We start from the raw sequence: 11,822 nt of genomic DNA on the forward strand, positions 1-11,822 counted from the left end.
GAAGTAACTTTTTATGTTACAGTGAAAACGTAAGAAGATAGCCTCCTAACTATCTTTGAGCCAACGGATAATAGTTCTGCAAAATGACTTGTCATTGAGAAAGAACGAAAGGAACCTCTTCATTGAGGTTTTTTTGTTTTTTTCTTCTTTCTGAACGAATTGATTTTTAATAAAGGAATTCATTATAAAAACCACTTCAATCAATTTCAAGTGCTTTTCAATTGGTTGAAGTGGTTTTTATTTTCACATGTTTTAAGGTATTTTTTGTGGTTATATCAAAATATATAAATATGATTTAATATTTCGACATATAAGTCGCTGTTATGCAGAATAATCATGACCTGCACTTGCTTGCTCCCTTTGTTTTAAAGCACTGCATGTGGCAGGAAAAGGCCCTGCCCACTCCTGTGCACGGCCAGATGCTCTTGTCCTCCCGTAAAAAGAAAGTGGTTTTATGTCGGTTTTTTAATTTATATACATATAAAAGTTGAACAGCTTTAGTAGAGGCTAAAGCTGTTACAATCTCGCATCCTTCCAAAAATTAACTTCTAAATGAGAGGAAGGATTGTAAGGGAGAAGTGTATATCCTTGTGAATGAAGATAGTCAATGACTTTTGGTAAGATTTGTACAGTGACATTTGAATCATGCATTAAAATGACTTCGACTGGATTATCACTTTGATTTATTACTCGTTCCAATACGGCAGATGGATTATGAGCGCTTTTCCAATCGTATGTATCGATTGTCCAGTCCCACATTTTATAGCGAGATGCAACGAGAGCGTCGCGATAATTTTTCTTTAAATAGGGCATGCTGCCATAAGGAACACGAACGAGGTGTGTGTCAATTCCAGTGATGACCCGAACAATCTCCCGAGCTTGTTCCATTTCAGAAACTAAAATAGAGGGATCACCATTATAGAGGTACTTTGCATTATGAGACATACTATGTAATCCGAGATAATGACCTTCTTCAATGATTCGCTTTGTTGTTCGAGGGTAACGAGAGACGCGTCCACCGATAACAAAGAAAGTTGCTTTTCCATTTTTTTGCTTTAAGATATTTAAAATTTGTGCTGTATATTTGTTTGGTCCATCATCAAATGTCAAATAAGCCACTTTTGTTTGCGGAGTAGCTGTATATTGATGAGGCAGTTGTGTTTCAAAATGAGAGATAGGGCGATTCTCATGTGAAGGTACAACAGCAGCCTGCATAGGTGATAGAAAACATAAGATGATAGTAGAAAACAAACAAATAAGTAAAAGTGTTCGCTTAATCATGATGCTCACCCTAATTTGAAGATTGTACTGTTATCTTGCTCCAAGGTGGGTATTCTCAAACGAACTATATTTTGGAAAACAAAAAAACAGGAGAATTTCTTTAGAGAGATTGTCCTGTTTGTATATTTTTATTGTGTATTGGTTATATTACTTTTATTCTTCACGTCTTTTTACTTTTTTATAGACTGAAATAATTGGTTTATAGCGATCATGGACAAGACCGATAATCTCTGCCACAATTTCAGTAATTAAAATAAGAAGGAATAGAAGAACAATGGAGAGCCATAATGTTGCTTTTGAAAAAATAATGGCATTCACACTAAAGAAAATACCAAATGCATAAATAATTAGCACCGTTGTTCGATGAGAGAACCCTATTGCGAGTAAACGGTGATGCAAATGCGATTTATCTGGTGCTGAAATTGGTTTCTTATTTACAACGCGGCGAATAATCGCAAATGTTGTATCAAAGATTGGTACCCCTAAAATAATGATTGGAACGATAAAGCTAAACAATGTTACGCTTTTGTATAGGCCAAGTAATGATAGTACCGCAATACAATATCCTAAAAACAGAGCCCCTGTATCTCCCATAAAGATTTTCGCTGGATGAAAGTTATAGAATAAAAATCCAATTGTACTTGCTAATACGATGAGTGCAAGCGGTAAAATGATTGCACTACCGGCACCAGTTACACTAGTAGCAGCCATGTAAGCTAACGTTGCAAGAACAATGGAAGAAATGCCAGCTGATAGTCCGTCAAGTCCGTCAATTAAATTAATAGCATTTGTAATACCAACAATCCAAAACACTGTAATTGGATAAGATAGCCATCCAAGTTCAGTTTCTCCTAAAATTGGAATGTAAAGCACTGGTATTTGTAAGTTTTTCACGATTAACAATGCGACTGCAAGTTGTCCGCCGAATTTTACTTTTGCAGATAATTCATACATATCATCTAATATCCCAATGATAATGATGATGACAGCACCTATACTAATCGATACGATCCGCTGTTCATACAAGCCGCTAACGAAGCATCCTATAACAACTCCGATAAAGATTGCCAGTCCGCCAAGACGAGGCATAATGTTTTGATGTACTTTACGAGCATTTGGCTTGTCTGTTGCCCCAATCTTAAAGGCTAATTTAATTACGAAAGGGGTAGCAATCAGTACGGTAATGAACGATGCCAAAACTGCATAAATAATTCGTGAGTCCATTAATACCCCACCTTTTATATTTTAACGTATTGAAATCTCTCTTTTACTTCAAAATTCAATATATGTTTTTGGCTCATAACATATGGTATCATAAAAAGAGTGGATTTCAATCTTTTTTTCGCGTGACTTTAAATTGTAATAACTGAAATATATGACATTTTTAAAGCGAATTATAGATGAAAAATTAGTCTTAATATGGATGTTTTACAGAAAAATATGTATGTTCCTTATTTAATTATATGAAGGTTATGATAGGATTGTGTAAATATATGTGTTGAGGGAATAGCAGAATAAAGGTGGATGCTTTTCGTGTTACGTGCTATTAGAAGAAGGTTGATTTTACAGGTAGGAATTGCTGTATAATTAATATAGAGCTATATAATGATATATTTTTTATAGGGGGAGAAACCATGATTTTAGTTGTTGGTGGAGCAGGATATATCGGAAGTCATACAGTAAAACAATTGTTAGATCAAAAATTTGAAGTGGTTGTATTAGATAACTTATCAACTGGTCATCGTGAAAGTGTTGATGAGAGAGCGATCTTAGAAGTAGGAGATTTAAGTAACGCGGCAGATTTAGATCGTGTATTTAGTAACTATTCTATTGATGCTGTTATGCATTTTGCGGCAAATAGTCTTGTTGGTGAATCTGTTTCCAATCCATTGAAATATTATAAAAATAACGTGACGGCAACGATTACGTTGCTAGAGAAAATGATGGAGCATGGGGTAACATCATTTATTTTCTCTTCAACAGCGGCAACGTATGGAATTCCGGAGACAGATATGATTACAGAAAAAACTGCAACAAATCCAATCAATACATATGGACGCTCTAAATTAATGGTTGAGCATATTTTACAAGATTTTCATGCTGCTTATGGCATGAAATATGTTGTACTTCGCTACTTTAATGCAGCGGGAGCTCATGTATCAGGAACAATTGGAGAAGATCATACGCCAGAGACACATTTAATTCCGCTTGTGCTGCAGCACTTATTAGGAAAACGTGAATCGATTGCTGTCTTTGGTACGGATTATGATACACATGATGGTACTTGTGTTCGCGATTATATTCATGTGACAGACTTAGCGGAAGCGCACATTTTAGCGCTGCAAAGTTTACAAAATGAACAAAAAACAAATGAAGTATACAACTTAGGAAACGGAAAAGGCTTTTCTGTAAAAGAAGTAATTGAAACGTGTGAACGTGTAACTGAGAAGAAAGCAAATGTGATTCACGCAGAGCGCCGCGCGGGAGATCCAGCAAGGCTTATCGCTTCATCAGAGAAGATTTATAACGAATTAGGTTGGAAGGCAAGGTATTCGCTTGAAGAAATGATTCAAACAGCTTGGGAATGGCATACATCCCATCCGAATGGATATAGTAAGTAAAAACAAGTCAGCTGCTTACCTGCAGCTGACTTGTTTTTTTACAAAAGCTTAAAAATGAAGCGAAGGATGTCTCATATAATAAAGTGAAACGAACCATAAGGAGGAGGTGTGTGTATGAAAATTACGGTGGTAGGTACTGGATATGTCGGGTTAGTGACAGGGATTGGATTAGCGACACTCGGGCACTCTGTGACTTGTTTTGATATTGATGAACAGAAAATACGGTTGTTAGAGGAAAATGAACTGCCGATATATGAACCGGGGTTACAAAAATTATTGGAAGATGCTGTTTTAAAGCAGAAGCTATCGTTTACTTCAAAGAGAGAAGAAGCTTACGAGGCAGTTGAGTATATTTTTGTGGCGGTTGGTACACCTTCCTACTCAGATGGATCTGCAAATTTAACACATATTGTAAATATGTGCAGTGATATTGGGATGTATGCTAAACAAGATGTGATCGTTGTGACAAAAAGTACGGTTCCTGTTGGAACAAATGATGCTATGAAAGAATGGATTCAGGCGGCATTGCAAACAGATATAAGTGTCCATCTTGTATCAAATCCGGAGTTTTTACGAGAAGGCTGCGGCGTGCACGATTTCTTTCATGGTGATCGTATTGTAATTGGAGCGGAAAAAACAGAGATTGCGAAGCGGGTTGCGAATCTTTATAAGTCGTTGTCAATTGAAGTGTTTACAACGGATATACGTAGTGCGGAGATGATTAAGTACGCATCGAATGCCTTTTTAGCGACGAAAATTAGCTTTATCAATGAAATTTCAAGTATATGTGAAAAAGTACAAGCTGATGTGACAGAAGTGGCAGCTGGGATGGGGATTGATAAACGAATTGGTCCTCATTTTCTGCAAGCGGGTATTGGGTATGGCGGTTCTTGTTTTCCGAAAGATACAAATGCACTTGTGCAAATTGCAGGTAATGTGGCTCATGATTTTAGGTTGCTAAAAGCGGTTATTGAAGTGAATAATAAGCAGCAAGCTTCACTTGTGGAAAAAGCAGAAAAGGTCATGAATTTACAAGGGAAACGAGTTGCTGTTCTCGGTCTTTCGTTTAAACCAAATACAGATGATATACGAGAAGCTCCGTCTCTTCTAATTATTGAGCAGTTATTGGCACGAGGAGCTCATGTTATTGTGTATGATCCGAAGGCGATTTTACATGCAAAGCGCATCTTTATGAACCGAGTACAATATAGCATGGATATAAGCGAAGCAATTATAAAAGCGGACGTAGCATTTATTGTAACGGAGTGGGAAAGTATTCGAACGTATCCGATTGCGAAATATGTACAGCTTATGAATGAGCCAATTGTATTTGACGGAAGAAATTGTTATGCATTAGAAGAAGTGGAGCAATATGCTGTTGATTACTATTCCATTGGTAGAAGGGTAATTCGAAAGCGAGATGTTTCACATATCTTTTAGGAAATATTTCCTTTTGTCATTTCAGATTCTCATATATAATAACAATTGTTATCGTACATGATGAATTGAGACATTGAAAGAAGAGAGGAATTGAATATGACAGAGCGCATTAAAGTAATGACGATTTTTGGAACGCGTCCGGAAGCTATCAAAATGGCTCCTCTCGTGTTAGAATTGCAAAAACATTCACAGCAAATTGAGTCTATTGTGACAGTAACAGCGCAACATCGTCAAATGCTGGATCAAGTGTTAGATATTTTTGATATTAAGCCGAATTATGATTTAAATATTATGAAAGACCGTCAAACGTTAATTGATATTACAACTCGTGGTTTAGAGGGTTTAGATAAGATTATGAAAGAAGCGAAACCAGACATCGTTCTTGTACATGGTGATACAACGACAACATTTATTGCAAGTCTTGCTGCCTATTATAATCAAATTCCAATCGGTCATGTGGAAGCTGGTCTTCGTACGTGGGATAAATATTCTCCATATCCAGAAGAAATGAACCGTCAATTAACAGGGGTAATGGCAGATCTTCATTTTGCACCAACAGCGAAGTCTGCAACAAACTTACAACAAGAGAATAAAAAAGAGACAAACATTTTTATTACAGGAAATACAGCAATTGATGCGTTAAAAACGACAGTAAAAGAATCGTATACACATCCGGTGTTAGAGAAGGTTGGAGATGATCGCCTTGTTCTCATGACAGCACACCGCCGTGAAAATTTAGGTGAGCCGATGCGTAATATGTTCCGTGCCATTAAACGTCTTGTTGAGACACATGAAGACGTGCAAGTTGTATATCCAGTACATATGAATCCTGTTGTTCGTGAAATTGCCGGAGAAATTTTAGGGAAGCATAATCGCATTCATTTAATTGAACCGCTTGATGTCATTGATTTCCATAACTTTGCAGCACGTTCATACTTAATGTTAACAGATTCTGGCGGTGTGCAAGAAGAAGCACCATCACTTGGTGTGCCAGTTCTTGTTCTACGTGATACAACAGAGCGTCCAGAAGGTATTGAAGCAGGTACATTAAAGCTTGCTGGTACAGATGAAGAAACAATTTTCAGCTTAGCAAACGAGCTACTATTAGATAAAGAAGCGCACAGCGCAATGGCAAAAGCATCGAATCCATACGGTGATGGTCAGGCGTCAGGGCGTATTGTGAAAGCAATTGTAGAATATTTTAATAAATAATAAATTTTATTTTTGGTAAGAGGAAAAAACAGCTGCCCCTGGAGAGGAGACAGCTGTTTTTTAGTGTGCGGACATTTGCCATTCTTCATCTGACTCATGATTGGATGGAGGTGTCTTTTGTGTATTTGAATTATGATTCGGTTTAGTTGTTTCTTGTTTTCCAGCCTGTGTATTTGAATTGTGATCAGGTTTAGTTGTTTCTTGCTTTCCAGCCTGTGTATTTGAATTATGATCAGGTTTAGACAGCTCTTGCTTTCCCTCGTCTGTATTTGAGTCATTAGCTGGTTTAGCTGGTTCTTTTGTTTCAGGTTGTTTTTGTGTATCCGGAGCAGGAGCTTGTGCTTCAAGTTCTAAGTTTTGCATAAAGGTCTGGCGAATTTCTTGAATGCTTACTTCGTTTGGAACGAAATAATAAATGCCATCTATTTTCGTATCTTCGCCTTCCAATTTTACGGTTTGAATGTTAGATGGATTAAAGCCAGAGAATTTCTTATAGAGTGCAAGACCATCGGATACAGGTATGTCAGTTTTGACATATTTCCCAATTGCTTTTGCGAGATCATTTATTTTAAATACAGTAGAAGCTGAATTTAACTCCTGTACGACCGCTGCAAGTACTTGACGTTGACGAGCGGCGCGTCCAAAATCACCATTTGGATCTTGCTTTCTCATCCGAACATAAGCTAATGCTTCTTCTCCGTTTAAATGCTGTTGTCCTTTTTTAAACTCAATCTTTTTGTAATAGTTCACATCAGATCGTTCCCAAAAATCAAACGGAACATCCACTGTAACGCCGCCAACAGCATCGACAATACCTTTGAACCCTTTAAAATCCAGTTTTACATAGTGATCCACAGGTACTTTTAAAAAGTTTTCGACCGTGTCTTTGGCCATTTTTTCTCCGCCATAGGCATGAGCTGCGTTTATCTTATCTTTTTTATCACGCCCCACGACTGTCACACGTGAATCACGCGGGATGCTCATTAAAGATACTTTTTGTGAATTTGGATTAATTGTCGCAAACATTAAGGAATCAGTTCGTCCATTTTCGCCGCCTGTTGCATAATCTTCAATTCCCATAATTAAAAGACTAAATGGTTTTTTTGTAATTTCTACATCTTCTGTACGGAGTTTAGATTTATCGTGCTGCAACCCGCTGTAAATTCCCATTAAGGAAGAATAGGAATTATAAGCATAAACTCCTCCGCCTCCAATAAGGAGAGCGAAAAAGAGGTATATAAGCCCTCTGCGTCTTCTTTTCTTTTTTGTTCTTCTATTTTGGAGATGACGATAACGATCTTCCATAAATAATCTCCTTTAAGTATAAATTAGTGTTGCACTATATCTTGTTCTAGATATAGCATCTCATCTTCGTTAATTGTACATTTCCCATTTGTGATTTCAATCATCCATTCTGTAAATGATTGTTTTTGATCTTCCTCCACATATGTATCGAACGTGACGTAATCTAAGTAGTGTATGTCTTTAATAGCATATATAGAGTTGCGTAGTTCATTTTCAACTTTTCCAAGCAATGTATAATCAATTTTTGTTTTCATGACGCGCATCAATTTTCGTTCAACGATGCCGACATAATTGAGACCTTCACTTGTACATTTCCCGTATGCACGAATTAAACCGCCTGCTCCTAGTTTAATGCCGCCGAAATAACGTGTGATAACGACCACAGTATCTTTTAAGTGCCGCTTCTTTAATACTTCTAGAATGGGTACACCAGCTGTGCCGCTCGGTTCTCCGTCGTCGTTTGCTTTTTGGATTTGGTCATGTTCACCAATTAAGTAAGCGGAGCAGTTATGGGTTGCATTCCAATTTTGTTTTTTTATTTTTTGGATGAATTCTTGTGCTTCTTCTTCTGTTGTTGCGCGGCTTACATAGCAAATAAAGCGAGATTTTTGAATAGCTATTTCATGTTCGCCATACCCTTTTACTGTGAAATATTGTAATAGCAATGATATACGCTCCTATCTTTGTAAATTGCAACTTTGACCCAAGCTGATCGTTAATCCTATGAAATCGGACTTTGATTCTATCTTAATTTTTTTCATTTCCTAGAAGGTGAAGGACTTACAAGATAAATAATCAGCACTTTTTATTCTAAAAGGGCTAGTTTTGAGTTTCAAATCTTTTTTGTAGAAGTTTAACTATTTCTATTATAATTTGAATTTTTTTATTGTAAATTGATGAGATAGTATTTATAATTTTAACCTCTCGTTTTTTCGTCAGTTAATGCACCTTTTTCCATTTTCATGTACAATAAATAATAAAACTGTTTATAAGGTAGGTACGAAAATGAAAATAGCTATTGTAACTGATAGTACGGCATATATACCAAAACATGTACGTGAAGAATTAAATATATATATGATTCCTTTAAATGTTATTTTAGGAAATGAATCTTATCAAGAAGAAGTGGAAATTACAGCAGAAGATTTTTACGAGAAAGTCAGGGGCCAAGAAGAACTGCCGAAGACATCACAACCAGCTATCGGGAAGTTTGTTGAGTTATTTGAAGAACTAGGGAAAGAGTATGATGCGGTGATTTGCATACATCTTTCTAGCGGTATTAGTGGTACATATCAGACGGCAACGACAGCGGGTCAAATGGTAGAAGGAATCGATGTATATACATATGACTCAGAAATTAGCTGTGAAGTACAAGGGTTTTATGCACGTGAAGGTGCAAAAATGGCGAGTGAAGGAAAAAGTCCAGAAGAGATTATTGCTCGTTTTAATGAAATGAAGAAAACAATAGAAGCGTACTTCGTTGTTGACGATCTACATCATTTGCAGCGGGGTGGACGTTTAAATGGTGCACAAGCATTTCTTGGAAGTTTATTACAAGTAAAGCCGGTATTATATTTCCGTGATAAAGTTATTATTCCATTTGAAAAAATCCGTACGCGTAAAAAAGCATTAAAACGTATTGTAGAAATCTTTGATGAACAAGCAAGTAAAGGTGTCCCGGTGGAAGCTGTTATTATTCATGCGAATCGAGAAGAAGAAGCAAAAGAATGGGAGCGGGAATTGAAAGAAATATACCCGCATGTTGAATTTCGAATCGGTTATTTCGGACCAGTAATTGGGACACATTTAGGTGAAGGTTCACTTGGATTAGGTTGGTATACAAAATAAAATGAAGCTCTCTTTCAAGTAGAGAGCTTTTTTGGGTAAAAATATAAAAAATAAGTTTTATTACTTACTTTTTATAAGAAACTATTTTATAATAAAGGTGAGGTGAAACATATGGAACATAATCCGTGTTTATGTCCAAAGTTCGAGTCTGCTTTTACACTTCTTAGTAAAAAGTGGACAGGTTTAATTATTAAATCATTATTAGAAGAACCGAAACGATTTCGCGAAATTGCTGATATTATTCCAAATATGAGCGATCGTATGTTATCAGAGCGCTTAAAGGAATTAGAGAGTGAAGGAATTGTTGTACGTGCCGTTTATCCAGAAGTGCCAGTACGTATTGAATATGGTTTAACAGATAAAGGGAAAGCGCTAGAGAGTGTCATGCAAGAAGTGCAAAAATGGGCAGAGAAATGGGTTCATTAATAAAGTGAAATTGTAATGAGTGGGAGCTTCATACTGGTCGTTGAATCACTCGGAATTTTATTGCTAAAAAGTGCAAGGCGGTGCCCTTGCACTTTTTATTTTTCATGGTGATGAAAGTATTTGGCCGTGCATAGCAGCGAATTATATGTTGAAAAATTAAAATGTTATATAAAAATAATAGAAAAAAGGTAGACTGGTAAATTATTCTATGTAATAATAAGGGAGTTTGAGTGTGTTACATAATTGTAAAAGAACTGAAATTATACGACAAAAGAAAAAGAATTATCACTCCATTTCCTTACTTATTCTACAAAAAAACACAATATTAGAATGGAAGTATCAAAAAACTACAAGCAGAATATTACATTTCTTTTACAAAACCGTAACATTACAAAAAAACATTGGTAATTATGGTATAAATTTATTAGATAAATTCGGGAAAATAAGAAAAAAGAAAGCGGTGTAAAACACAATGAAAAAAATAAAAATCGCATCTTGTGCATTAGCTGCAGGATTTATGATGTTTTCAGTAGTAACACCAAACGCATTTGCTGAAGATGTAAATACACAAATTCAACAACAAAAAGACACTTTACATAAACAACAACAAGAACGTGATGAAATCCAAAAACAAATGGATGAATTAAAGAAGAAAATTCAAGACTTGGATAAGTCTGTTCAAGATAACGAAGCAAAACTTGCTGAGACGGTAAAGCAAGTAGAAGAAGCGCAAAAACTAATTGAACAAAAAGATAAAGAAATTGCAGAGTTACAAACGAAAATTGCACAGCGTGAAGAACTGTTGAGAAAGCGCTTAGTTTCTCTTCAAGAGAAACCAAACACAAACGTTGTAACAGAAGTAGTTGTAAACTCTAAAAGTCTTGCAGATTTAGTTGATCGTTTAACTTCTGTTTCACAAATTCTTGCATCTGACCAAGATATTATGAAAATGCAACAAGATGATCAAGCTAAAGTGAAAAAAGATGTAGCACTTATAAAAGAAAAACAAAAAGATTTAAAAGATGCACAAGCGAAAATTGAAGCTGCGAAAAAAGAACTTGATACTGAGAAAGCGAAAAAACAAGCAGCAATAGACGAGTTAAGTGCAAAAATGCAAACGGTTGTAAATGGAATGACTAGCACAGAGGGTCAATTAAAAGATCTAGAAAAACAAGCTTTATATTTACAAAGCTTAGCTGAGAAAGCAGCGCAACCGGCACAACCAGCAGCGCAACCAGCACAACAACCAGCAAATAATGGCGGCGGACAAGCTAAACCGCCTTCTAATCCGAAACCAGCACCAGTAACTCCATTACCACCAGGTCCTACTCCTGATGTAGTTACAAAAGCACAACAATACCTTGGTATGCCATATGTTTGGGGTAGTGCAAGCCCATCTAACGGTGGATTTGACTGCAGTGGTTTCATTTCTTACATTTACGGTGTAGGTCGTCAAGATGTAGCTGGATACTGGAATTCTACTCAGCACATTAGCGATCCACAACCTGGTGATTTAGTATTCTTCCAAAATACGTATAAAGCAGGTCCATCTCATATCGGTGTTTATGCTGGTAATGGACAAATGATTCATGCTGGTGATAAAGGAATTGCGTATTCTAGCTTGAGCAGCTCTTACAACCAAAGTCATTTCTTAGGATACGGTAGATTCTAAGATTTATAATGAAATAA

Annotated in this window: 10 protein-coding genes; 6 read left to right on the forward strand and 4 right to left on the reverse strand. The window is 36.3% G+C overall.

The genetic code is table 11. From position 1 onward, the window contains the following. Window positions 1-516: 516 nt before the first annotated feature. Together ACIGHG_RS08155 and ACIGHG_RS08160 are read right to left on the reverse strand one after the other, a co-directional pair. Window positions 517-1,281, reverse strand: coding sequence for a polysaccharide deacetylase family protein (locus ACIGHG_RS08155; RefSeq protein ID WP_336471970.1), 765 nt, complete (start codon window positions 1,279-1,281; stop codon window positions 517-519). A gap of 153 nt (window positions 1,282-1,434) precedes the next feature. Continuing rightward, a complete protein-coding gene (locus tag ACIGHG_RS08160) occupies window positions 1,435-2,505 on the reverse strand; it encodes a glycosyltransferase family 4 protein (RefSeq protein WP_306199092.1) in 1,071 nt (356 codons plus the stop codon). Window positions 2,506-2,915: 410 nt separating this feature from the next. Between ACIGHG_RS08160 and galE the strand changes: the two genes are divergently transcribed. From galE to wecB, 3 genes are all read left to right on the forward strand, one after another. Next, a complete protein-coding gene (gene galE / locus ACIGHG_RS08165) occupies window positions 2,916-3,902 on the forward strand; it encodes a UDP-glucose 4-epimerase GalE (protein ID WP_396547980.1) in 987 nt (328 codons plus the stop codon). 114 nt (window positions 3,903-4,016) lie between these two features. Further along, window positions 4,017-5,342, forward strand: coding sequence for a UDP-glucose dehydrogenase family protein (locus tag ACIGHG_RS08170; RefSeq protein WP_396547982.1), 1,326 nt, complete (start codon window positions 4,017-4,019; stop codon window positions 5,340-5,342). 96 nt (window positions 5,343-5,438) lie between these two features. Next, a complete protein-coding gene (wecB, locus tag ACIGHG_RS08175) occupies window positions 5,439-6,554 on the forward strand; it encodes a non-hydrolyzing UDP-N-acetylglucosamine 2-epimerase (RefSeq protein ID WP_090918008.1) in 1,116 nt (371 codons plus the stop codon). A 60-nt stretch (window positions 6,555-6,614) separates the two neighbouring features. Here wecB and ACIGHG_RS08180 read toward each other — a convergent pair whose 3' ends face one another. Further along, complete coding sequence (locus ACIGHG_RS08180) at window positions 6,615-7,859, reverse strand: LCP family glycopolymer transferase (protein WP_396547984.1); 1,245 nt, start codon at window positions 7,857-7,859, stop codon at window positions 6,615-6,617. Window positions 7,860-7,882: 23 nt separating this feature from the next. Next, a complete protein-coding gene (locus ACIGHG_RS08185) occupies window positions 7,883-8,524 on the reverse strand; it encodes a YigZ family protein (RefSeq protein WP_396547986.1) in 642 nt (213 codons plus the stop codon). A gap of 340 nt (window positions 8,525-8,864) precedes the next feature. On the opposite strand from ACIGHG_RS08185, the gene ACIGHG_RS08190 reads away from it, so the two are divergent. From ACIGHG_RS08190 to ACIGHG_RS08200, 3 genes are all read left to right on the forward strand, one after another. After that, entirely contained in the window at window positions 8,865-9,707 is an 843-nt protein-coding gene (locus ACIGHG_RS08190) for a DegV family protein (RefSeq protein ID WP_396547988.1), read from the forward strand. Window positions 9,708-9,818: 111 nt separating this feature from the next. Next, on the forward strand, window positions 9,819-10,133 hold the full coding sequence (locus tag ACIGHG_RS08195; protein WP_020062835.1) for a winged helix-turn-helix transcriptional regulator: 315 nt from the start codon (window positions 9,819-9,821) through the stop codon (window positions 10,131-10,133). 472 nt (window positions 10,134-10,605) lie between these two features. After that, window positions 10,606-11,805: a C40 family peptidase gene (locus ACIGHG_RS08200; protein ID WP_396547990.1), complete on the forward strand. Its 1,200-nt coding sequence runs from the start codon at window positions 10,606-10,608 to the stop codon at window positions 11,803-11,805. Window positions 11,806-11,822: the final 17 nt, after the last annotated feature.

The sequence above is a fragment of the Bacillus sp. NPDC077411 genome (genome assembly GCF_044543425.1).
GTDB classification, from domain to species: Bacteria; Bacillota; Bacilli; order Bacillales; family Bacillaceae_G; genus Bacillus_A; species Bacillus_A bruguierae.